This is a genomic window from Bradyrhizobium ganzhouense, from assembly GCF_049949285.1.
Classification (GTDB): Bacteria; Pseudomonadota; Alphaproteobacteria; order Rhizobiales; family Xanthobacteraceae; genus Bradyrhizobium; species Bradyrhizobium ganzhouense.
Window position 1 is genome coordinate 667,013 of sequence record NZ_CP181318.1, and the last position, 23,170, is coordinate 690,182.

The window sequence follows — 23,170 nt, forward strand, 5'->3', positions numbered from 1 at the left end:
CCGCTGTCGTCCCGGCGAAGGCCGGGACCCATAACCCCAGGGAGTAGTTTGGCGAAGGCTCGTGGTTTGGTATTGCTGTCGCCCAAAATCGAGAAATCACGCGGTATGGGTCCCGGCCTTCGCCGGGACGACACCGCCTGTTGAGTAAGCGGCGTCTCAATACATCCGCAGGTACGGCTACGAATTCCTTCGCGTCGCATTGGTGGCAATCGCCGCCGCGGCTGTGCGGTTCTCCACACCCAGCTTGGCGTAAATCTGCTCCAGATGCTTGTCGACGGTGCGCGGGCTCAAGCCCAAAATCTGTGCGATATCGCGATTGGTCTTGCCCTTGCTGAGCCAGGCCAGCACCTCGCCTTCGCGGGTGGTGAGGCCGAGCTCGCTGGTGAACTCCGGCGGCAGCGCGGTGCCGGATTCCTTGGAGAGCCGCAGCAGGAACTCGTTCGGCGCGGTCTCGCCCATGTAATAGAAGCGGAGTTGCGGATTGTCAGGCAGGGAAGCGGCTTGTGACTTCGCGCTGCCCTTGCCCTTCGTCTGTTCCAGCCATTGCAGCAGCGACGGCGGCAGGACGAAGTCGTCGGCCTGCGCGCCGTGATGATCGGCCAGCAGCTTCTGTGCCTGCGGCGTCGCCCACAGGATGTGGCCCTGGCGGTTGACCGCGAACAGGAAACGGCCGGAGACGTCGAGCGCAGTGCGCGCGCTCTGGGTCAGCCGCGCATTGCCGAGATGGACGCGGATGCGCGCCAGCATCTCCTCGATCACGATCGGTTTCGTCACATAGTCGACGCCGCCGGCTTCCAGCCCGCGCACGATGTGCTCGGTCTCGGCGAGGCCCGTCATGAAGATCACGGGGACATTGGCAAGGCCTGCGTCGCGCTTGAGCCGCCGGCAGGTTTCGAAGCCGTCCAGCCCGGGCATCACGGCGTCGAGCAGCACGATGTCGGGTGTGATCTGGTCGACGATGCGCAGTGCGCTCGCGCCGTCGAGCGCCACCATCACCGTCATCCCGGCGCCGTCGAGTGCGTCGGTCAGCAGCCGCAGCGTCTCGGGAGAGTCGTCGACAACGAGCGCGACGTCGCGCTTTTTCGGCTCAATGCTCATAAGCATGCAGTGTTTTCAATGTTGCCATGTACTGGTCGAGATCGAAGCGGTCGACCAGCGATCGCATCTCCGCGACGAAGTCGGCATGCTCAGGATGCTCGCTGCCGATCTCGTCCAGCTTCAGCTGAATCGCCTTGACGTAGCCGATCTGGCCGAGCCCGATCAGCGCCTCGATATGTCTGACCGGCGGCCGCGAGCCGCTGTCCGGCCGCCACAGCGGCACGACGATCTCGTCGGAGCCGTATTGCCATTCGATCTTGAGCAGTTGGCGAATGGTTTCCAGCAGCCGCGGGATGTCGATCGGCTTCATCAGATAGCCGTCGTGGAAAGGCTGTGCGAGCGGTGCGCCGTGCGCCTCCAGCGCGCTCGCCGACACCATCAGGATGCGCGCCTGGTGGTGGCCGTCGGCGCGCAGCTGTTCCGCCACGGTCCAGCCGTCCATGCCCGGCATCGAGATGTCGAGCAGGAACAGGTCGGGCCGGCAATGCTGCGCCAGCGCAAGACAGCCTGGGCCGTCGGCGGCACTGAGCAAGATAAAGCCGAGCGGCGTCAGCACCTCACGCAGGAGATCGCGATGCACCGGATCGTCGTCGGTGATGAGAATGGTCTTGCGCGCCCCGTGATAGCCGGAGACCGGCGCCTCCACCGGCGCGATGCGCCTGGGGTTGCTGACCTCCGATAGCAGCATCTTCACCTTGAACGTACTGCCGCGTCCAACGGTGCTGGCAACCTTGATGTCGCCGCCCATCACACCGGCAAGCAACCGGCTGATGGTGAGCCCCAGTCCCGTGCCCGTCTGCGGTTGCGACACTCCAAGCGCGCCGCGCTCGAACGGCGCAAAAATGCGTTCGAGATCGTCGCCCTGGATGCCGGGGCCGGTATCGGTCACCTCGAACTCTGCGACGGGACTCCGGTAGTGCACGACGAACTGGACGCTGCCGGTCTGGGTGAACTTGATGGCGTTGGAGAGGAGGTTGATCAGCACCTGACGCAGCCGCTTCTCGTCGGCATAGACCACCGTCGGCAATGTCGCCGGACGCCGGAACACGAAGTCGATCCCCTTGGCGCCGGCCTGGAGACGGAACATGCCGACGAGCTGGTCGAGGAACTCACTTAAGCGGACCTCGTCGCGAGAGAGATAAAGCCGTCCCGCCTCGATCTTGGAAATGTCCAGGATGCCGTCGATCAGGCCGGAGAGGTGATCGGCGCTGCGGCGGACGACGCGGACCTGGTCGCGCGGCTTGGTGTTGAGCGTCGCGTCCTGCTCCAGCAATTGCGCATAGCCGCTGATCGCATTTAGCGGCGAACGCAGCTCATGGCTCAGGCCCACCACATAACGGCTCTTGGCGAGATTGGCGGATTCGGCAACCTCCTTGGCGCGCTGGAGCTCTGCGTCGGTGCGCTTGTGCGCGTCGATTTCCTGGATCAGCAGCGTCGTCTGCCGCCGTGTCTCGGCCTCCGCCGCGCGGCGACTCTGCTGCGCCAGCACGAACAGCCAGGCGACCACGCCGATGATGATGCTGAGCGAGAAGAACACCTTCCATAGCACGTTGGAGACGAGCGAGTTCTCGCCATGCACGCTCGCCGACGTCTGCAGATAGATCAGCCCGAGCACCAGTGCGACGAGACCGGCGGAGACCACGAATACGCCGATATAGTGGCCGAACTGCGAGTTGATCCGTTGATAGATCGGCTGCGGCAGTATCCTGCTGAGCGCGTCCGAAAACTGTACCTGCGCCCGCGCATGCGGTTTGCAGAGGTCGTGGCAGCGTGCATCGAGCGAGCAGCACAAGGAACAGATCGGGCCGGCGTAAGCGGGGCAGGACGTCATGTCCTCCGGCTCAAAACTGTGTTCGCAGATACAGCACTGGATCGCCTCGATACTGGCCCAGCTCCGCTTCGGCTTGCGCGCGATGTAGAACTTGCCGTCGGTCAGCCACGCAATGATCGGCGCGGTGACGAAGGCCACCGTCAGTGCGACGAAGGCGGCGAGCGCCTTCATGGTCGGGCCGAACAGGCCGTAGAACGCCGCGATCGACACGATGATCGCGAGCGTCATGGCACCGACGCCGACGGGATTGATGTCGTAGAGATGCGCCCGTTTGAATTCCACTTGCGGCGGACGCAGGCCGAGCGGCTTGTTGATGACGAGATCGGACACCAGCGCGCCGACCCAGGCGATCGCGACGTTGGAGTACAGCGCGAGCGTCTGCTCCAGCGCCTTGTAGACGCCGATCTCCATCAGCAGCAGCGCCACCATCACGTTGAATACCAGCCAGACCACGCGCCCGGGATGGCTGTGCGTCAGGCGCGAGAAGAAATTCGACCAGGCGATGGAGCCGGCATAGGCGTTGGTGACGTTGATCTTGATCTGCGACAGCACGACGAAGAAGCCGGTCAGCGCCAGCGCGAGGTCCGGGTCCGACAGCACGTAGCGAAAGGCCACGAGATACATATGCGCGGGCTCGGCCGCCTCCTCGGGCGGCACGCCGTGGCTCAGCGCGAAGAAGGCGAGGAACGAGCCGGCCAGAAGCTTCAGCGCGCCGAGCACGATCCAGCCAGGCCCAGCGCTCATCAGGGCGATCCACCACGACGCTTTGGAGGTGCGGCGGTCGCGCGGCAGAAATCGCAGGAAGTCGACCTGCTCGCCGATCTGCGCCACCAGCGAGAACACGACGGAGGATGCGACACCGAACAGCAACAGATCGAAATGGCCGCCGAGGTCGCCGTGCTCGCCGGCGAATTTATGCCATTCCGTGAAGGAGTGCGGGCTCGCCCATGCGATCGCGGCAAAGGGCAGGATGTGCAGGACGACCCAGAGCGGCTGCGTCCAGAGCTGGAAGCGGCTGATCAGCGTGATGCCATAGGTCACGAGCGGGATGATTGCGACCGCGCTGATGAGGTAGCCGATCGGGCGCGGGATGCCGAGACACATCTCCAGCGCGGTCGCCAGAATCACCGCCTCGATCGCGAAGAAGATGAAGGTGAAGGAGGCGTAGATCAGCGAGGTGATTGTCGAGCCGATATAGCCGAAGCCGGCGCCGCGCGTGAGCAGGTCAATGTCGATGCCGCATTTGGCTGCATAATAGGCAATCGGCACGCCGCAGCAGAAGATGATGGTGGAGACGACGAGGATCGCGGCCGCGGCGTTGGTGACGCCGTAATTGAGGGTGATGGTGCCGCCGATTGCCTCCAGCACCAGGAAGGAGATCGCACCGATGGCGGTGTTGGCGACGCGGGCGGCGGACCAGCGCCGCGCGCTTTTGGCGGTGAAGCGCAGCGCGTAGTCTTCCAGCGTCTGGTTGGCGACCCATTGATTGTACTGGCGCCTGACGCGGTCTATTCGCTGCCGCCCTGCCACTTAAACCCACTCCCGAACTCGTCCGAACCTCTCGTGAACTCGCAAATCCCGTACCAAAAGCCTACGTCGGTATTTTGCGGTGCAGTATACGCGATCTTGCGTATGCTTGCGGTGCACAAATTCGAGCCATCCTCACGGCACCAATCGCGTGTCCTCGAACAAACAGTGGGGTGCTCATGTCAGACGAAACCAACAAGGGGCTGTTGTCGCCGCTCCGGCGCAAGTTATTGATGGGAATGGCGGCCGTGCCGGCCATCACGATGCTGCCGCGGGCGTCATTTGCCCAGGCCCCGGCGACCTCGGCGGTCAATACCACCGGCCTCGCGGTCACCGACACCGAGGTGACGGTCGGCATCCTGCATTCGGCGACCGGCACCATGGCGATCTCCGAAACCGGCTCGATCGAGGCCGAAAAGCTGGCCATCGAGCAGATCAACGCCGCCGGCGGCGTGCTTGGCCGCAAGATCAAGTTCATCCAGGAAGACGGCGCCAGCGACTGGCCGACCTTTGCCGAAAAGGCCAAGAAGCTGCTCGTCAACGACAAGGTCGCGGCGATCATGGGTTGCTGGACCTCGGCCTCGCGCAAGGCGGTGCTGCCTGTCGTCGAGCAGTACAACGGCATGCTCTACTACCCGACCTTCTATGAAGGCCTCGAGCAGTCCAAGAACGTGATCTACACCGGCCAGGAGGCGACCCAGCAGATCCTCGCGGGCCTGAACTGGATCGCCAAGGAGAAGGGCGCGAAATCGTTCTTCTTCATCGGCTCCGACTACATCTGGCCGCGCACGTCGAACAAGATCGCGCGCAAGCACGTGGAGAACGTGCTCAAGGGCAAGGTCGTCGGCGAGGAATATTATCCGCTTGGCAACACCCAGTTCAACTCGGTCATCAACAAGATCAAGCTGACCAAGCCGGACGTGATCTTCACTGACGTGGTCGGCGGCTCCAACGTCGCCTTCTACAAGCAGCTCAAGGCCGCCGGCATCGACCTCTCGAAGCAGGCGCTGCTGACGATCTCGGTCACCGAGGACGAAATCGACGGCATCGGTGGTGAGAACATTGCGGGCGCCTATGCCTGCATGAAGTACTTCCAGTCGCTCGACAATCCGAACAACAAGGCCTTCGTGCCGGCGTTCAAGAAGATGTGGGGCGAGAAGACCGTGATCGGAGACGTCACCCAGGCTGCCTATCTCGGCCCGTGGCTGTGGAAGTTGACGGTGGAGAAGGCGGGCTCCTTCGACGTCGACAAGATCGCGGCGGCTTCGCCCGGCGTCGAGTTCAAGGGTGCGCCGGAAGGCTATGTGCGCATCCACGAAAACCATCACCTCTGGTCGAAGACCCGCGTGGGCCGCGCCAAGCTCGATGGCCAGTTCGAGCTGATCTACGAGACCGCCGATCTCGTCGAGCCGGATCCGTTCCCGAAGGGCTATCAGTAAGAAGCGCGGCAACTGCCGCAGTTTCTCTCAAGCTCAAGCTGCTCCCTGGCGTGGATTGCAAGTCCATGCCCAAGACCCCCGCGTCGCGAATCTGCTCGCGACGCGGGACCCTATTCCCCGACGGAGGACATCGATGTTCGGCGACTACTCGCTTGGTGACCTTGGCTCCATCTTCGTCATGCAAGGTTTTGCAGGACTGATCCTGTTCTCTGTCTACGTGCTGATGGCGCTCGGTCTTGCGATCATCTTCGGCCAGATGGGCGTCATCAACATGGCCCATGGCGAGTTCATGATCCTCGGGGCCTACGTTACCTGGATGACCTCGAATTTCTTCCAGGCCTATCTGCCGAGCCTGTTCAGCGGCTACTTCTTCCTCGCGATGATCCTCGCCTTTGTCGCATCGGGTGCGCTGGGAATGCTGGTGGAATGGGTGCTGATACGGCATCTCTACAAACGCCCGCTCGACACGCTGCTCGCGACCTGGGGCCTCAGCCTGATGCTGCAGCAGGCCTATCGCTCCGTATTCGGCGCGCGCGAGGTCGGCGTCGAGCTGCCGCAATGGATGCTCGGCTCGCTGCACGTCACCGACAGCATCGAGGTGCCGATCAACGGCGTGTTCGTGATGTGTCTGACCGTGCTGATCACCATCGGCGTCGCTTATGTCATGTACAAATCGCGCTGGGGCCGCCAGGTCCGCGCGGTCGTGCAGAACCGCATCATGGCCGGCGCGGTCGGCATCAACACCGAAAAGGTCGACCGCTACACCTTCGGTCTCGGTTGCGGCATTGCCGGTGTCGCCGGCAGTGCCTTCACCATGATCGGCTCGACCGGGCCGACCTCCGGACAGCTCTACATCGTCGATACGTTCCTGGTGGTCGTGTTCGGCGGCGCGGCTAGCCTGATCGGAACCATCGCCTCGGCCTTCTCGATCTCGCAGACGCAATCCACTCTCGAGTTCTTCATGTCGGGCTCGATGGCCAAGGTGCTGACGCTGCTCGCCGTTGTCGGAATCCTGATGCTGCGGCCGCAAGGGCTGTTCGCCCTCAAGGTCCGCAAGTGAGAAACGGAAGGCTGATGCAATGACCGACAATCGGTTCTTCAATCGATCGGAGCTGATCGGAATTCTGGTGCTCGCGGTCTTCCTGGTGGTGGTGCTGCCGCTCACGCTCGACGTCTTCAGGCTCAACCTGGTCGCAAAATACCTGACCTATGCCTTCGTCGCGCTGGGGCTGGTGATCTGCTGGGGCTATGGCGGCATTCTCAGTCTCGGTCAGGGCGTGTTCTTCGGGCTCGGCGGCTACTGCATGGCGATGTTCCTCAAGCTCGAGGCGTCGAGCGTGGAGAACACCAAGATCCAGTCGACCCCCGGCATTCCGGATTTCATGGACTGGAATCAGATCACCTCGCTGCCGCTGTTCTGGAAGCCGTTTCACAGCCTCACCTTCACGATTGCCGCCATCATCCTGGTGCCCGGCATCTTCGCCCTGATCATCGGCACCGCGATGTTCAAGCGCCGCGTCGGCGGCACCTATTTCGCCATCATCACCCAGGCGGTCGCGGCCATCCTCACCATCCTGATCGTGGGCCAGCAGGGCTACACCGGCGGCATCAACGGCATGACCGATTTGCGCACGCTGAAGGGGTGGGACATCAGGCCCGACCACGCGAAGGTCGTGCTGTACTTCTTCGAGGTCGGATGCCTGCTCGTCTGCATCATGATCGCGCAATTCGTCCGACACTCCAAGCTCGGACGCATTCTGGTGGCGATGCGTGAGAAAGAAGACCGGGTTCGCTTCTCCGGCTACAGCGTAGCGAACTTCAAGATCTTCGCCTTCTGCATCGCGGCCGTATTTGCCGCGATCGGCGGTGCGATGTTCGCCCTTAATGTCGGCTTCATGTCGCCGTCCTTCGTCGGCATCGTGCCGTCGATCGAAATGGTGATCTACACCGCTGTCGGCGGCCGGCTGTCGATCCTCGGTGCCATCTACGGCACGCTGCTGGTCAATTTCGCCAAGACCAGCCTGTCGGAAACGTTCCCCGAATTGTGGCTGTTTGGCCTCGGCGGCCTGTTCATCGCCGTGGTTCTCGCCTTCCCGAACGGTCTTGCCGGGATCTGGGGCGACTATGTGCAGCCGCGCATCGACCGCCTGATCTCGTCGCGCAAACCCAAACCTGAAGGGTGGACCGACAGCTCGGTCGCCGACGGCGCCCCGGCCGAGTGAGGAGATCATCATGCTCGTAGGTCATCACGATGCCGATGCCACGCTGGCAGTGAGGAGATAGATCATGCTCGTCGGTCATCACGATGCCGATGCCACGCTGGCGGTGAGGAGATAGATCATGCTCGTCGGTCATCAGCCCAAGGAATTCCTGCTCGCGGTCGAGGCCCTGACGGTGTCGTTCGACGGGTTCAAGGCGGTCAACGATCTCTCCTTCTACGTCGACGAGAACGAGATCCGCGTCATCATCGGTCCCAACGGCGCCGGCAAGACCACCGTGCTCGACCTGATCTGCGGCAAGACCAAAGCAACGTCCGGCTCGATCCAGTTCCGCGGCAAGGAGCTGACGCGGATGAAGGAGAACGAGATCGTCAAGACCGGGGTGGGGCGCAAATTCCAGAACCCGTCGATCTACGACGATCTCACGGTGTTCGAGAACCTGGAGATCTCCTATCCGCGCGGCCGCTCGGTGTTCGGCGCGCTGACCTTTACCCGCGATGCCGCCGTGCGCGACCGAGTGCATGAGGTCGCGGAAATGATCTTCCTGAAGGACAAGCTGAACATGAGCGCTGATCTGCTCAGCCACGGCCAGAAGCAATGGCTCGAGATCGGCATGCTGCTGATCCAGGATCCGGACCTTCTGATGCTGGACGAGCCCGTCGCCGGCATGAGCGTCTCCGAGCGTGCCAAGACCGCCGAATTGCTCAACCGCATCATCAAGAACCGCTCGGTGCTGGTGATCGAGCACGACATGAAGTTCGTCGAGGATATCGCGCACAAGGTCACCGTGTTGCACCAGGGCCAGATCCTCTCCGAGGGAACGATGGAGAAGGTGCAGAACGATCCCAAGGTTATTGAAGTCTACCTCGGTCACTAAGGAGCGCGATGATGCTGGCAATTTCCGATCTTCACGTCGCTTACGGCCAGAGCGAGGTGCTGCACGGGCTCAACGTCAAGGTCGCGCCCAACGAGATCGTTGCGATCATGGGCCGCAACGGTATGGGCAAGACCACGCTGATGAAATCGCTGATGGGCATCCTGCCGGCGAAGAGTGGCTCGGTGACCATGGACGGCGCCGAGCTCGGCGGCCTGCCGAGCTATGCGCGCGTCGCCAAGGGCCTCGCTTATGTCCCGCAGGGCCGCATGATCTTCTCCACCATGACGGTGAAGGAGAACATCGAGACCGGCCTCGTCGTCTCTGGTGGGACCGAGGTGCCGGCTGACATCTACGAGCTGTTTCCGGTTCTGTTGGAGATGAAGGGCCGCCGCGGCGGCAATCTCTCCGGCGGGCAACAACAACAATTGGCAATCGCCCGCGCGCTCGCGACAAAGCCGAAAGTGTTGCTGCTGGACGAGCCGACCGAAGGCATTCAGCCATCGATCATCAAGGAGATGGCGCGCACGCTGAAGCGCATCCGCGACGAAAAGGGGCTGTCGATCGTCGTCTCCGAACAGGTCCTGAGCTTTGCGCTCGATATCGCCGACCGCGTGCTGGTGATCGAGAACGGCGCGATCGTGCGTGATGACCCGCGCGACAGCGTCGATGCTGCGCAGGTCTCGAAATATCTGTCCGTCTAACCAACCGTAGTAAAGGGGAGCTTCTCGATGCCAGAGACACTGATCAAGGTCGATCTCACCAAGTCGGCTTACGAAAATGACATGGTGCACAACCGCTGGCACCCCGACATCCCGATCGTGGCCTGGGTCAATCCCGGCGACGATTTCATTATCGAGACCTATGACTGGACCGGCGGCTTCATCAAGAACAACGATTCCGCCGACGACGTGCGCGACATCGATCTCTCGATTGTGCACTTCCTCTCCGGTCCGATCGGCGTGAAGGGCGCCGAGCCCGGCGACCTCCTTGTGGTGGACTTGCTCGACGTCGGCCCGATGAAGGAGAGCCTGTGGGGCTTCAACGGCTTCTTCTCCAAGCAGAACGGCGGCGGCTTCCTCACCGACCACTTCCCGTTGGCGCAGAAGTCGATCTGGGACATCAAGGGTCTCTACACCTCGTCGCGCCACGTGCCCGGCGTGAACTTCGCCGGCCTGATCCATCCCGGCCTGATCGGCTGTCTGCCCGATCCGAAGATGCTGGAGACCTGGAACAAGCGCGAGGCCGAGCTGATCTCGACCAACCCGACCCGCGTGCCGGGCCTTGCCAATCCGCCGTTCGCAGCGACCGCCCATGGCGGCCGTGCCAAGGGCGACGTCAAGGCCAAGATCGGCGCCGAAGGCGCACGCACCGTGCCGCCGCGCGAGCATGGCGGCAATTGCGACATCAAGGATCTGTCGCGCGGCTCAAAAATCTACTTCCCGGTCTATGTGCCCGGCGCCGGTCTCTCGATGGGCGACCTGCACTTCAGCCAGGGCGACGGCGAGATCACCTTCTGCGGCGCGATCGAAATGGCCGGCTGGCTGCATCTCAAGGTCGAGGTGATCAAGGACGGCATGTCGAAATACGGCATCAAGAACCCGATCTTCAAGCCGTCGCCGATCACGCCGAACTACAAGGACTATCTGATCTTCGAAGGCATCTCGGTGGATGAAGCCGGCAAGCAGCACTATCTCGACGTCCATATCGCCTATCGCCAGGCGTGTTTGAACGCCATCGAGTATCTGAAGAAGTTCGGCTACTCCGGCGCCCAGGCCTATTCGATCCTCGGCACTGCGCCGTGTCAGGGTCACATCTCCGGCGTGGTCGACGTGCCCAATGCCTGCGCCACGTTGTGGCTGCCGACCGAGATCTTCGACTTCGACGTGATGCCGTCGGCGGCAGGTCCCATCAAGCACATCACCGGCGATATCCAGATGCCGATCTCGCCGGATAAATGACGCAGCGCTCCCTCTCCCCGTTCTTACGGAGAGAGGTGAAGCGGACTAAGCGCGAAGGGATACGAGATGCCGGTCTATGAATATCTCTGTGACGATTGCGGTCCGTTCAAGGACCTGCGCCCGATGGCGGAATGCGACGATCCGCAAAACTGCCCGCACTGCGCGACGATGGCGCCGCGCGTCATCCTGACCGCGCCGAACTTCTTCTGCATGCCGGCCGAAAAGCGCAAGGCCCATGTCGTCAACGAGCGCAGCACGCACGCGCCGCAGACGCTCGCGCAATACAAGGCCTCGCACGGCCCCGGTTGCGGCTGCTGCTCGTCGGGCAAGACCGTGAAGGACAAGAACGAGTCCGACAAGAAGAAGCCGGCGCGGCTGGTGACCAAGACTAGAAGCGGCGCCAAGGGCTTTCCCACCGCGCGGCCCTGGATGATCAGCCACTAACGCCACGCGCCAACATCAAACGAATAAAGTACAGGAGCGGCCCAAATGCTTCACGGCGATATTTCCAGCAGCAACGACACCGTCGGCGTCGCGGTGGTCAACTACAAGATGCCCCGCCTGCACACCAAGGCCGAGGTGCTCGACAACGCCCGCAAGATCGCCGACATGCTGGTGGGCATGAAGGCCGGCCTGCCCGGCATGGACTTGGTGATCTTCCCGGAATACTCCACGCAAGGCATCATGTACGACTCCAAGGAGATGTACGAGACCGCCTCCGCGGTGCCCGGTGAGGAGACCGCGATCTTCGCCGAGGCCTGCCGCAAGGCCAAGGTGTGGGGTGTGTTCTCGCTGACCGGCGAGCGCCATGAGGAGCATCCGCACAAGGCGCCCTACAACACCCTGATTCTGATGAACGACAAGGGTGAGATCGTGCAGAAATATCGCAAGATCATGCCATGGGTGCCGATCGAGGGCTGGTATCCCGGCAATTGCACCTATGTCTCCGAAGGCCCGAAGGGGATGAAGGTCAGCCTGATCATCTGCGACGACGGCAATTTTCCTGAGATCTGGCGCGACTGCGCCATGAAGGGTGCCGAGCTGATCGTGCGGTGCCAGGGCTACATGTATCCGGCCAAGGAGCAGCAGGTCCTGATCTCCAAGGCGATGGCGTGGGCGAACAATGTCTATGTCGCTGTCGCCAATGCCGCCGGCTTCGACGGCGTCTATTCCTATTTCGGTCACTCCGCGATCATCGGCTTCGACGGCCGCACACTCGGCGAGTGCGGCGAGGAGGAGTACGGCATCCAATACGCCCAGCTCTCGAAACATCTGATCCGCGACGCGCGCCGCAACGGTCAGTCGCAGAACCATCTCTACAAGCTGGTCCACCGCGGCTATACCGGCATGATCAATTCCGGCGAAAGCCCGCGCGGCGTCGCGGCCTGTCCCTATGACTTCTACAAGAACTGGATTGCCGATCCCGAAGGTACGCGGGACATGGTCGAGGCGATGACCCGCTCGACTGCTGGCACGGCCGAATGCCCGATCGACGGCATTCCGAACGAGGCCGCGCCGAGCAATTACTAGGTCACGACGATGCCGCAGATCCGCAATGGGGCTCCGGAATCCTGCTTAGGGATGTGAATGGCTGTACACATGGTCGGACATTCTGACGCAGCTTTGTGTGCGCGGACTGGGAGCTGATGGTGTCAAAACGTGGCGCGGTTGCAACAACATGTGTCGAATCTGCCTAGGTTGCAGCCTCAGAGGCGGATTCTGACCGGCCCGTAGTTCAACCGGCCGCCCCCATGTCCTAGGTTCCCCACGGCGCCGCTGAGAGCGCCGTGAATAAGGGGCTGAATGTGGGGGCGGGGTTGCCATCGAGCGGGCAGGGTTGCGCACGCCGGAGTGGTGCCGCGGTTGGCGCGGCACTCTGGCTCAGCCTTGCCATGAGCGTGGCCGTTGTGGTGACCCCCGCATCCGCGCAGCAAATCTTCAACGGATCGCAGACCACGCCCAACGGTTCGGTCAACGGTGGTGGCGGCGTCTGGGACAACACCACGACCAACTGGACCAACTTCTTCGGCTCGACCAGCACGGCCTATGATCCCACGTCAGCCGGCACGCTGTTTGGCAGCAGTGGTCCCTCGACGCCGGCGACGGGCGGCACGGTTACGGTTACGCCAGGCGGTGTGCAGCTCACCAGCCTCGTGGGCTTCGACCTCACCGCTGATGGCTCGATCTACACCATCCAGGGCGGTGACCTCAGACTGGCCCCGGGCGGCACCACGTTCTTCACCAATGATGTGACCGGTACGGGGAATCCCTCGGCCGTGATCGCTTCCCGCATCGTCGGCACCGGCGGCATCTCCGTACAAGGGCCCGGTTTCCTGACCTTGCTCGGCGCCAATACCTATACCGGCGACACTTTCATCTGCACCTGCGGCTCACTGCAGCTTGGTGACGTGACCCATACCGCCAGCATCATCGGCGCCGTCACCAATGAGGGCTTCTTCAAGATCGTCAACGCCGACATGTCGGGTGTCACGTCGCTCACGAACGCTGTCTCCGGCGTGACGATGTTCCTCAATGCGACCTCCGCCAGCTCCATGGCGATCACCAACAATGGCCAGCTGTTCTTCGGTGATCCGACCGGGGTCGCCACCGCGACCGCGACGGCCGGACGGGCGACGATCACAAATGTTGGCGGCTTGATCATCTTCTTTAGTCAGACCAATGCGGGCTCGGCCAGCATCACAAACCAGAACAGCGGTACCACCGCATTTATCGATCAAGCTTCGGCGGGCTCGGCGACCATCGTCAATAAGAATTTCGGCGGCACGACGTTCGGTGCCGGGCCTGGCAGCACCGCGACCGCCGCCAATGCAACGATCACCAATGAAGCCCACGGCTTCACCGATTTCGGTACGTTCTCGACCGCCGGCAATGCGACGATCGTCACCAAGAGTGGCGGCCAGACCTCGTTCTTCGACAACGCCACCGGTGGCACCGCGCGCTTCATCACCACCGGCACCGGCATCGTCGATTTCGGCGGCGGCACCGGCCCGGCCGGCGACGGTCGCATCACCGCCGGATCGATCCAGGGTAGCGGCCTCTACTACATTGGCGGCGGCAATACGCTCGTTGTCGGCAGCAATAATCTCTCGACCGAAGTCAGCGGCGTCATCGGCGATTTCAATCCCTGCGGCTGCGGCGCCGCCGGTCCCGGCTTCCTGGAAAAGGTCGGCAGCGGAATGCTGATCCTCTCCGGCACGAATACGTACACCGGCACGACAACCGTGAATGGCGGTATCCTGCGTGTCGACGGCGACATCTCCGCATCCAGCCTGACCACTGTGAATGCAGGCGGCGCGCTCTACGGTGCCGGCATCGTTGGCAACACTGTCATCGCCAACGGTGGCATCTATGCGCCCGGCAACGGTGTCGCCGGCTCAAGCATGCAGGTTCAGGGCAATCTCGGCCTTGCGGCCGGCTCAGTTTATGCCGTGCAGGTGGGCAGCGTATCCAGCACGAGCCATGCGGTCGTTGCCGGCAATGTCGCGCTGAACGGCAACGTCGGCGTCGCGCTGTCGCCAGGCAGCACCGTGACGAAGCACTACTCGATCATGGATTTCACCGGCACGGCCACCGGCAATTTTGCCGGCGTGGCCGCGCCAGGGGGACTCATCGGCACGACGACCGTCGGATCGAACCAGGTCTTTCTCGACTTTACGCTGAACTATGGCGCGAAAAACGCGCTCAACATCAACCAGCAGAATGTCGCCACGACGCTTCAGAATTTCTTCAACGCCAACGGCGGCCTGCAAGCCGAATTCGCAGGGCTCAGCCCCAGCGGTCTGACGCAGGCCTCGGGCGAGCCGGCCACGGGATCGCAGCAGACAACGTTCAATGCGATGAACCTGTTCATGAGCCTGCTGACCGACGTCTTCGGCGGAGGACGCAGCGGTGCTTCCGGCGCGACGCCGTACGCCGACGAGACCAGCGCGACTGCCTATGCTGCATCCGGCAAGCGTCCGAGCGACGCCTTTGCCTCGATCTATCGCAAGGCGCCGTCGCCGACATTCGAGCAGCGCTGGGATGTCTGGGCGGCCGGGTACGGCGGCTCGCAGACCACCGACGGCAATGCGGCGCTCGGCTCGAACAACACCACGAGCAGCGTTTACGGCACGGCGGTCGGTCTCGATTATCGCTTCTCGCCATCGACGATCGCGGGCTTCGCGCTCGCCGGCGGTGGCACCGGCTTCGGCGTCAACGGACTGGGCTGGGGCCACTCGGATCTGTTCCAGGCCGGCGCGTTCGTTCGCCACAATGCCGGGCCTGCCTATGTCACGGCCGCGCTGGCCTATGGCTGGCAGGATGTCACCACCAACCGCATCGTCACGGCCGCCGGCACCGATCAGCTGCGTGCGCAGTTCAATGCCAACGCCGTTTCAGGACGTATCGAGGGTGGCTATCGCCAGGCGACGCCGTGGATCGGGCTAACGCCCTATGCCGCGCTCCAGGCTACAATGTTCAGCCTGCCGAGCTATTCGGAATTCGCCGTGGTGGGCAACAACGCCTTCGCGCTCAACTATGCCGCCAAGGACGTGACCAGCACCCGCACAGAGCTTGGCCTGCGGGCCGACAGATCGTTTGCCGCCGCCGGCGGCGTGCTGACGCTGCGCGGCCGCGCCGCCTGGGCGCATGATTTCAATCCGGATCGCACGGTCGGCGCGGTTTTCCAGACGCTGCCAGGATCGGCCTTTGTCGTGAACGGTGCCGCGCTGGCGCGCGATTCCGCGCTGACCACGGCGTCGGTACAGATGAACTGGATGAACGGCTGGTCCGCGTCGGCAACCTTCGAGGGCGAGTTCTCGAACGTCACGCGCTCCTACGCCGGCAAGGGCGTCGTGCGCTACACCTGGTAGGCTCTATCGCTTCTGCTGCGTTGGCTTGCGCGGCGGACGCGGGGCGGCGGCGGGCGCGGGCGTCCCGCTCATCTTGCTTGCGGCTTCACTGACGTCGAGTAGCGAGCGGCGGGTGTCCTCGAGGAAGCTTGCCGATTTCTTCTTCATGGTATCGGCGAGCTCGTGCAGCCCCCTCACCTTGTCGAACAACTCGTCGGCCTTGCCGTCGACGAAGCCGGGGACCACGCCCTCGATCTTCGTGACCGCCTTGTCGAAGCCCGCAAATGCATCGTCAACCTTGAGCATCACCGCATCGATCTGGTCACCCTTGCCTCTGAGGTCGGCGGTATGGTTTTCGAACGTGCGCAGGCCGTCCTTGATCGCCGGCGCGTTGCTGACGATGGTGCGATCGACGCTGTGGAGTGTGTCGACGATGGATTCAGCGTCGCTGAGATCGGCGGTCAGCACGGGAATGCCGTCCGAGTCCAGCGGCACCGGTGGCGCGGATGGGGCGCCGCCGATCAGTGAGACCGCCGCGACACCGGTAAGACCCTGGAACTCGATGCCGGCGACCGTGTCCTGGCGGATCGGCGCGGTGTTGTCGAGCGACACCAGCGCCACGACCTTGCGCGGACTGTCCAGCTTGATCGACAGGATCTGGCCGGCGGGCACGCCATCGAAATTGACCGGACCGCCGCGGCGCAGGCCGCTCGCGGAACCGCCTTCGAACACGACGCGCAACTGGCTGCGGCTCTGGATGGTGCGCCACTTCTGTAAGCCGAGCAGGCCGCCGAACGCTACGGCGATCACCGCCAGCGTCGTCGTTCCGATCACCAGATTGCTCGCGCGTGCCATGCGTGCGATTTTACGACCAAAGCGGGAAAGTTGGAAGGAGCCCGGATGGCCGCAATGTTAACGGGGGCGGGTTAACGACTTGTCCGCCCTACGCGGACAACTAATGTCCGGCGGCGTGCTTTGCCGCGGCATTGTTCAACACGATAAGTGCATCCACAGCGACGCCGGTTTTGGCATTGATCAGGAACGGATTGACGTCGATCGATGCGATCCGGTCGCCGGCATCGGCGATCAGGTTGGACAGGCCGACCAGTGCCTTCACGGCCGAGGCCTCGTGCAATGCCGGCTTGCCCCGATAGCCGCGCATCTTGATGCCGGCCTTGGTGCGGCCGATCAGGAGCCGCGCCTCGGCCTCGTCCAGCGGCGCACCGGCAAGGGCCACGTCCTTCATCAGCTCGATATCGATGCCGCCGGTGCCGAACAGCACGACCGGCCCCATCTCGGCATCGAGCGACGCGCCGACCACGAGCTCGAGGTCGGCCTTGACCTGCTGCGCGATCAGGATGCCGTCGAGCTTCGGCCTGCCCTTCAGCTTCCTCACCCGCGCGGTGATGTCGGAAAAGGCCTTCTTCACCTCGGCAGCGCTATTGAGGTTCAGCACCACGCCGCCGATGTCGGATTTGTGCAGGATCTCGGCGCTGACGAGTTTGGCCACGACCGGAAAGCCGATTTGCTTGGCAATCTTCACGGCCTCCGCCGCCGTCTGCGCGATTCCCTCCTTCGAGACCGGGATGCCATAGGCCTTCAGCAGCTTCTTCGAGGCGACCTCGTCGAGCGCGGCGCCGCTCGCCGATGCCAGCGCTTTCTCCAACACGGTGCGCGCGGCGGGCTTCGAGCTCGATACGATGTCGGGTACTTCCTTGCGTAGTCTGGCATAGGCGAGCAGCGATTTGATCGCGGTCACCGCGCGGTCCATGCCCTGCATCACCGCGAGATGTGGCAGCGATTTGCGCAGTCCTTTGGTAAACTCGGTGAAGCCGATCGACATCGCGCTGATATAGATCACGGGTTTTGCGGCCCGGCTCGCCATCTCGTTGACGATGCGCAAATTGCGCTCGCGCTGCTCGTGCGGCGCTTTTGGAAACTCGGCGTCGACGATGACGATGTCGATATCAGGGTCGTCGATCATCAGCTTGATCGACTTCATGTAGACCGAGGGATCGACCACCGCCGCAAAGCCGGCGTCGAGCGGATTGCCGACAATCGAGCCCGGACCGAGCATCTTCGCAAGTTCGCTGCTGACATGTGGGCTGAGCGGCGCGAAATTCAGGCCTTCTGCATAGAAGGCATCGATCAGCATCCCGCGCTTGCCGCCGGACAGTGTGACTGCGGCGAGCCGGTCGCCCTTGGGCACGGCGGCATGAACGAAGCATTCGGTGGTCTCGATCAATTCGTCGAGTCCGCTTACGCGGATCACGCCTTCGCGGGTTGCGATCGCGTCGAACGTCTCGATCGAGCCAGCCAGCGCACCGGTGTGCGCCATCGCCGCGGCGCGGCCGCCTTCCGATGATCCGAGCTTGAGCGCGATCACCGGCTTGCTCGCCGCACGCGCGGCCTTGCAGGCGTCGCGAAACGCTTTGGTATTGCGCACACCTTCGAGATAGACCACGATCACCTCGACGCTCGGATCTTCGGCGAAATAGCGCATCAGGTCGGGCGTCTCGAGCCCGGTCTCGTTGCCCGTCGTCACCATGTAGCCGACACCGACGCCGCGATCTTCCAGCGCCTGCCGGATTGCCATGACGATGGCGCCGGATTGGCCGGCGATTGCCACCGCGCCCCGCTCCATGGTGACGATGCGGTCGTCGATATTGGTGAAGAGCTTCTCGCCGGCGCTCAAATTGCCGAGGCAGTTGGGGCCGGTAACGGCGAGCCCGGTCTCGCGCACGGCCTGTTGCAGCTCCATGGCAAGCTTCTGGCTCTCCTGATCCTGCAATTCGCTGAAACCCGACGTGACGATGGTGGCGGACCGCGCGCCGGCAGCGGCGGCGTCGCGGATCACCTGCACGGCAAAGCGTGCGGGCACCAGCACCAAAACGTGATCGGGCTTCTCGGGGAGGCTCGCAAAATCCTTGTAGCAGGGCACGCCCCAGATGGTTTCGCGCTTGGCGTTGACCGGATAGAGCCCGCCCTCGAAGCCGTATCTGACCAGATTGTTCCAGATGCGCTCGGCGTAATTGCCCGGCTTGTCGGTCGCGCCCACCAGCACGATGTTGCGCGGATGCAGCATAGCGTGGATGCCCTTGACGATGTCGCTGGCATCGGGCGGCGGAGACCATGGGCGCGGCGAAACGGACGCGGCAGAGACCTTGGCTTTAGCGACCTGGGCTTCCATGGTGTGACCTCACCTGTTGTTCTTCTTGGTGGTGCGTCACGTGGTTGTATGGCGAGTTGCGCGGAGTGGCAACCGGCAGGGCTGCATGCCGCACGGCGGAATGCGCAGCGATGAATTCGGATCGCAATCGATGAATTCAATCGTCGGCTGGGGCGGGCCGATCGTGAACGCTCATCAATCGGTTCCAATCAGCGTGGCATGAAGGATGTAGCGCTCGGGACCGGGCGTGATGGCATCGAATGGCCAGCAGGTTGTTAACACCAATTCAAAATCCTGCGTTGCTAGATCAATGCCCGGCGCGTCGAAGCGAACTACGCTGGAGGCGTCCGCGCGATAGCGAAAGTGCTTGCCATCGCTGCGCGTGATCTCGATCACGTCACCGACGGCAACGTTCCGCAAGAAGCGGAAATGCGTGTCGCGATGCGCGGCATATACCGCAACACCGCGCTCGCCGGCATCAACTGTTTGGTCGATATGACCAGGGCCGAAGGCAAGCGCCTGGCCGCTCGTCCCAGCGAGCACGATGGCGCTGGCGCCGATCCGCTTCACCTCGATCCGCGCGATCGGCCAGGTATCGGCCCAGGACCATGGCTTGACCGCCTGGCCGGTCGCAACGCTCCTGTCGAATGCGCGCTCCAGCAATACCTGCGCGAGCCACGCCTTGGCGTGGATGTAGGCGCCGTCGCCGAAGAGGATCGTTCCGACAAGCGCCAGGACCAGAGGCGAGATGAGGCGGGACATTGTTTTCAAAGCCGTCATTGCGAGCGAAGCGAAGCAATCCAGAATCCTTCCGCGGCGGCAGTCTGGATGCTTCGCTGCGCTCGCAATGACGAGAAGAAAAAAGGCGCGCGCGGCCGTTGGTATCGGGACGGGCAGCCGCGCGCGCCAAGCAAGAGGAGTTCGGGGGGCTCCTCTCTCAAGCGGCATCAGTGAGCAAGTGCTGACGCCGGCTGAACACGAACAGGATCAGGGCGAGGACGATCATGATCAGGCCTGCGATCATCTTCAGCGCGGCCGAAGTCGCTGTCTTGGGCAGGCGGATCGCATCGGGCGTGACAGGAGCCGGACGCCTTGCCGCAGGCTGGCCTGCATCGGCGTGACGCTCGCGCAACTGCGTCGGCGTCAGCTGCGGCCGTTCGCCGAACACCTTCGCGAAATCCCAGCCCGCCGGCAGGTTGATCGGAAGCTCGCTGAGCTTGAGCGGCTGGCCTTCGGGACGGCTCGGCGTCTTGTCGACCGCGACGAGACTGGTCAGTCGCGTGACGATCTGATGGTCGAGCGCCAGCGCAAGGATCGTCTTGTCCGTGTCCTCCGGCGTCATCTCGCGGAGCGTCCGGGCCACCTCGGCATCGCCGATCTTGCGCCTGGCCCAGAGTTTTGACAGGCCCTTGCCTTCGGCGGCATTTTGCAGCGGCAGCGTCACCGACCACGGCCGGTCGCCGACGCGACCCTTGATCTCCAGCGAGCCTGCAAGGTTGTCGAGCTTTGCTACGAGCACCAGCGGCTCGTCGCGATAGATGTCGGGAATGATCGCGGGCGTAACGTCGGCCTTGGCGTCCGAGAATTTCGCGGTGAGGCCGGTCACGGCGGGATTCTCCAACTTGGCGAACAGGCCGCGCATGCGCTCCTCGACCTGCTCGACGGAGCCGATATGGGTGAAGGCGCCGCGGCCGAGCTCGGAAGCTCGCGTCATCAGATAAGTGTTGGGCGCGGAGCCGATGCCGACCATGAAGATGCGCGAGCGGCCGCGCATCGCGGTGATCGTCTCGAACAATTGCTGCTCGTTGCCGATCGCGCCGTCGGTCAGGAACACGATCTGGCGAACCATGTTGGTATCGCCGATCTTGTCGGTCAGTGCCGCACGCATCGCCGGCACCATCTCGGTACCGCCGCGCGCCTGCAATGCGCCGACGAATGACGTCGCTTCACCGACATGCGCGGTATCGGCCGGCACCGAGGCCGGAAACAGCACGTCCATGGTGTCGTCGAAACGGATCACGTTGAAGCGGTCGCTCGGCTGGAGGCGGCCGAGCGCATAGAGCAGGCTCGCCTTGGCCTGCTCGATCGAGGTGCCGCCCATCGAGCCGGAATTGTCGATCACGAACACCACTTCGCGCGGTAGCGGCTTCTGCGTTGCTTGCTCGGCGGCCGGCGGCGTGACGAAGGCGAGCAGATAGTCGGCATCGCCGACATGCTCGCGGAACAGCCCGACCGACGGCGCCTTCTCCGCCGCCGGCTTCCATGTCAGCTCGAAGTCGCGGTCGGCCGGCACGGTGCCGTCGGCAAGCGTCACGACGCGCGTCGTGTTGTCCGGGCTCTCGATCCTGACGTTGTGATGGTGGCTCTTGACCTCGCCAAGCGCAAAGCCGGCTTTCAAGTGCACCGTGATGCTGGTCGGATTGATCGGCGCATTCTTGGCCGGATCGAGCACCGGCGGCGAGAAGCGGTCACGGTCGGGCACCGGGTCTGAATTGGTCGCGCCCCAGCCGGAGCCGTCCTTGCGGAAGTCGACGCTTTGTACGATCGGCGCCGGATTGTAGCGCGGCCCGACCACGAGCGGCACGCGCAGCGAATATTCATTGCCGGACTGATGCACCGGCTCCTGATATTCGATCTGCACCAGCACGGTTTCGCCGGGACCGATATTGGCGACCGAGTTGGTGAAGATGTTGGGCCGCTCCTGCTCGGTGAGCGCGGCCTTTTGTCCGTTGCGGCGCGCCTGCTCGTAGATTGCGCGTGCCTGCTGACGCTCCTTGATGTCGCCGACGATGACGCGGTCGCCAACCACCATCTTCAGCGTGTCGACGGCGCCATCGGTGGCCAACGGATAGACATAGGTCGCCTCGACCCAATCCTTGGTCGGGTTGCGGAAGATCTGCGTGACGCGCGTGCGCAGCGTCGGGCCTGATACCGTGATGTCTACGTCGATTCCGAGACGGATGGCTTCGGTGTAAGCGCCGTCTTCCTTCAGGAGGAGGCTGCCGGACTTGGCATCGCCGGGCTGGAGCAGGCTTGCCTGCTCGGTCGTCGCCGACCAGCTCGGCGCGAAGCTCACCAGCAGGGCCACGAAGCTGACCAGGAGCACGGCAATGCCCTGCGCCAGGAGGAATAGTCCGACCTTGATCAGCCTGCCGAGCCAGGGGTGCCCGTTGCTGTCGACCGTATCGTAGTTGCTCATTTGGCCCGCTCCCGAAGGATGTTTGATGACGCCGAGCATCGGTCGGAAGGGAGCGATTTCGCGAGCAGAATGATCGGCAATGTTCCGCCGTGGCTGGCTCGGGCGGGCCGCCGCCTTGGCGACGATGTCCGGTTTTGTGCTGATTTGTCCGCCCTGCTAGACTGGTGCCCTTGAAGCGGGGCTAACGATGCAGACGCCGGATAAACTCAACGACGGTCAGCTTTCGGACGAGCAAAGCCGCGAGGTCGCGGAGACGATCCGCGAGGAAATCGCCAGACGCCGGATTTCGCGGCAGGCGCTGGCCGAGCAGGCCAAGCTCAGCCTGTCGACGCTGGAGAAGGCGCTCGGTGGCCGCCGCCCGTTCACGCTGGCAACTACGGTCCGGCTCGAGCAGGCGCTGGGCGTGTCCCTGCGCAAGAGCACCGTCGCGCCGTCGCCCGCGGCCGGCAACGATGTCGCGCCCGACAGCCTCGGCTCCTATTCGCATCGTGCGGTGAGCTGGCTCGAGGGTGTCTACATCACGCTGCGGCCGTCCTTTGGCGACAAGGATGCGATCTTCGCCTATCGCACCGAGATCGTCTGGGAGCCGAAGGTCTCTTCGCTGGTCTTCCGCGAGGGCGAGCGGACCGATGCGGCCTATGAGCACACCGGCGAGGTCGCGGTGCCGCATCAGTCGGGGTTCATCTACCTTGTCATCAACAAGCACGGCCAGCATCGTGTGATCACGGTGTCGCGGCCGACCGTGACTGGCGCGATGTATGGCATCATCTCGACGCTGCGCGCCGGCGCCGGCTCGCAACTGACGCCGGTCGCGGCGCCGATCGCCTATGTGCCGCTCAAGAATGTCCCGACGCCGTCGCTGGGGCGGGTCGCGCCTGCCGACGCAAACCATGCACTCTATCGCGATCATTTGCGCCGCACCGTCGACGAATCGTTCGCGCTCTTCCTGCCGGGATAGTTCGTCCTCGCGGCTTGCACAAAAAATAGCGGCCTTGCGGCCGCT

The 23,170-nt window shown here is 63.4% G+C and carries 16 protein-coding genes; 10 read left to right on the plus strand and 6 right to left on the minus strand.

All coding sequences use genetic code 11. The features are described from left to right. Nucleotides 1–177 precede the first annotated feature (177 nt). On the minus strand, nucleotides 178–1,104 hold the full coding sequence (locus ACLFLU_RS03135) for a response regulator (protein WP_426410901.1): 927 nt from the start codon (nucleotides 1,102–1,104) through the stop codon (nucleotides 178–180). Further along, the gene (locus ACLFLU_RS03140) at nucleotides 1,088–4,459 is read right to left on the minus strand and encodes a hybrid sensor histidine kinase/response regulator (protein ID WP_426410902.1); all 3,372 of its coding nucleotides are present in this window, start codon (nucleotides 4,457–4,459) and stop codon (nucleotides 1,088–1,090) included. Before ACLFLU_RS03140 ends, ACLFLU_RS03135 begins: the two co-directional genes overlap by 17 nt. A gap of 176 nt (nucleotides 4,460–4,635) precedes the next feature. Between ACLFLU_RS03140 and urtA the strand changes: the two genes are divergently transcribed. The 9 genes from urtA (at nucleotide 4,636) to ACLFLU_RS03185 (ending at nucleotide 15,820) form a co-directional block, all read left to right on the plus strand. Further along, a complete protein-coding gene (gene urtA, locus ACLFLU_RS03145) occupies nucleotides 4,636–5,895 on the plus strand; it encodes an urea ABC transporter substrate-binding protein (RefSeq protein WP_426410903.1) in 1,260 nt (419 codons plus the stop codon). Between the two features lie 133 nt (nucleotides 5,896–6,028). Continuing rightward, on the plus strand, nucleotides 6,029–6,955 hold the full coding sequence (gene urtB, locus ACLFLU_RS03150) for an urea ABC transporter permease subunit UrtB (RefSeq protein ID WP_014491162.1): 927 nt from the start codon (nucleotides 6,029–6,031) through the stop codon (nucleotides 6,953–6,955). 19 nt (nucleotides 6,956–6,974) lie between these two features. Continuing rightward, entirely contained in the window at nucleotides 6,975–8,117 is a 1,143-nt protein-coding gene (urtC, locus tag ACLFLU_RS03155; protein WP_426410904.1) for an urea ABC transporter permease subunit UrtC, read from the plus strand. Between the two features lie 118 nt (nucleotides 8,118–8,235). Continuing rightward, nucleotides 8,236–8,991 carry an urea ABC transporter ATP-binding protein UrtD gene (urtD, locus tag ACLFLU_RS03160; RefSeq protein WP_426410905.1) on the plus strand — a complete coding sequence of 252 codons (756 nt, stop codon included), beginning with the start codon at nucleotides 8,236–8,238 and terminating at the stop codon, nucleotides 8,989–8,991. Between the two features lie 11 nt (nucleotides 8,992–9,002). Then, nucleotides 9,003–9,692, plus strand: coding sequence for an urea ABC transporter ATP-binding subunit UrtE (gene urtE / locus ACLFLU_RS03165; RefSeq protein WP_426410906.1), 690 nt, complete (start codon nucleotides 9,003–9,005; stop codon nucleotides 9,690–9,692). Between the two features lie 27 nt (nucleotides 9,693–9,719). Continuing rightward, nucleotides 9,720–10,949 carry a formamidase gene (gene fmdA / locus ACLFLU_RS03170; protein ID WP_018316778.1) on the plus strand — a complete coding sequence of 410 codons (1,230 nt, stop codon included), beginning with the start codon at nucleotides 9,720–9,722 and terminating at the stop codon, nucleotides 10,947–10,949. Nucleotides 10,950–11,015: 66 nt separating this feature from the next. Further along, nucleotides 11,016–11,393: an FmdB family zinc ribbon protein gene (locus tag ACLFLU_RS03175; RefSeq protein ID WP_426410907.1), complete on the plus strand. Its 378-nt coding sequence runs from the start codon at nucleotides 11,016–11,018 to the stop codon at nucleotides 11,391–11,393. 45 nt (nucleotides 11,394–11,438) lie between these two features. After that, on the plus strand, nucleotides 11,439–12,479 hold the full coding sequence (locus tag ACLFLU_RS03180; RefSeq protein ID WP_212241148.1) for an aliphatic amidase: 1,041 nt from the start codon (nucleotides 11,439–11,441) through the stop codon (nucleotides 12,477–12,479). A 362-nt stretch (nucleotides 12,480–12,841) separates the two neighbouring features. Continuing rightward, nucleotides 12,842–15,820, plus strand: coding sequence for an autotransporter domain-containing protein (locus ACLFLU_RS03185; protein ID WP_426410908.1), 2,979 nt, complete (start codon nucleotides 12,842–12,844; stop codon nucleotides 15,818–15,820). 3 nt (nucleotides 15,821–15,823) lie between these two features. On the opposite strand, the gene ACLFLU_RS03190 is transcribed toward ACLFLU_RS03185, so the two are convergent. The 4 genes from ACLFLU_RS03190 to ACLFLU_RS03205 form a co-directional block, all read right to left on the minus strand. After that, on the minus strand, nucleotides 15,824–16,654 hold the full coding sequence (locus tag ACLFLU_RS03190; protein ID WP_426410909.1) for an MlaD family protein: 831 nt from the start codon (nucleotides 16,652–16,654) through the stop codon (nucleotides 15,824–15,826). 100 nt (nucleotides 16,655–16,754) lie between these two features. Then, nucleotides 16,755–18,989: an acetate--CoA ligase family protein gene (locus ACLFLU_RS03195; protein WP_426410910.1), complete on the minus strand. Its 2,235-nt coding sequence runs from the start codon at nucleotides 18,987–18,989 to the stop codon at nucleotides 16,755–16,757. Nucleotides 18,990–19,163: 174 nt separating this feature from the next. Then, nucleotides 19,164–19,730, minus strand: a complete 567-nt coding sequence (locus ACLFLU_RS03200; protein ID WP_426410911.1) for a class GN sortase — start codon at nucleotides 19,728–19,730, stop codon at nucleotides 19,164–19,166. Nucleotides 19,731–19,905: 175 nt separating this feature from the next. Continuing rightward, entirely contained in the window at nucleotides 19,906–22,167 is a 2,262-nt protein-coding gene (locus ACLFLU_RS03205) for a marine proteobacterial sortase target protein (RefSeq protein WP_426410912.1), read from the minus strand. A gap of 187 nt (nucleotides 22,168–22,354) precedes the next feature. Between ACLFLU_RS03205 and ACLFLU_RS03210 the strand changes: the two genes are divergently transcribed. Further along, on the plus strand, nucleotides 22,355–23,125 hold the full coding sequence (locus ACLFLU_RS03210; RefSeq protein ID WP_426410913.1) for a helix-turn-helix domain-containing protein: 771 nt from the start codon (nucleotides 22,355–22,357) through the stop codon (nucleotides 23,123–23,125). Nucleotides 23,126–23,170: the final 45 nt, after the last annotated feature.

Coding starts and splice junctions, on each gene's coding strand:
- urtE (WP_426410906.1), top strand. CDS start 9,003: ATGCTGGCAATTTCCGATCTTCACGTCGCTTACGGCCAGAGCGAGGTG.
- urtD (WP_426410905.1), top strand. CDS start 8,236: ATGCTCGTCGGTCATCAGCCCAAGGAATTCCTGCTCGCGGTCGAGGCC.
- ACLFLU_RS03185 (WP_426410908.1), top strand. CDS start 12,842: ATGAGCGTGGCCGTTGTGGTGACCCCCGCATCCGCGCAGCAAATCTTC.
- fmdA (WP_018316778.1), top strand. CDS start 9,720: ATGCCAGAGACACTGATCAAGGTCGATCTCACCAAGTCGGCTTACGAA.
- ACLFLU_RS03200 (WP_426410911.1), bottom strand. CDS start 19,730: ATGTCCCGCCTCATCTCGCCTCTGGTCCTGGCGCTTGTCGGAACGATC.
- urtA (WP_426410903.1), top strand. CDS start 4,636: ATGTCAGACGAAACCAACAAGGGGCTGTTGTCGCCGCTCCGGCGCAAG.
- ACLFLU_RS03205 (WP_426410912.1), bottom strand. CDS start 22,167: ATGAGCAACTACGATACGGTCGACAGCAACGGGCACCCCTGGCTCGGC.
- ACLFLU_RS03175 (WP_426410907.1), top strand. CDS start 11,016: ATGCCGGTCTATGAATATCTCTGTGACGATTGCGGTCCGTTCAAGGAC.
- ACLFLU_RS03195 (WP_426410910.1), bottom strand. CDS start 18,989: ATGGAAGCCCAGGTCGCTAAAGCCAAGGTCTCTGCCGCGTCCGTTTCG.
- urtC (WP_426410904.1), top strand. CDS start 6,975: ATGACCGACAATCGGTTCTTCAATCGATCGGAGCTGATCGGAATTCTG.
- urtB (WP_014491162.1), top strand. CDS start 6,029: ATGTTCGGCGACTACTCGCTTGGTGACCTTGGCTCCATCTTCGTCATG.
- ACLFLU_RS03180 (WP_212241148.1), top strand. CDS start 11,439: ATGCTTCACGGCGATATTTCCAGCAGCAACGACACCGTCGGCGTCGCG.
- ACLFLU_RS03135 (WP_426410901.1), bottom strand. CDS start 1,104: ATGCTTATGAGCATTGAGCCGAAAAAGCGCGACGTCGCGCTCGTTGTC.
- ACLFLU_RS03210 (WP_426410913.1), top strand. CDS start 22,355: ATGCAGACGCCGGATAAACTCAACGACGGTCAGCTTTCGGACGAGCAA.
- ACLFLU_RS03190 (WP_426410909.1), bottom strand. CDS start 16,654: ATGGCACGCGCGAGCAATCTGGTGATCGGAACGACGACGCTGGCGGTG.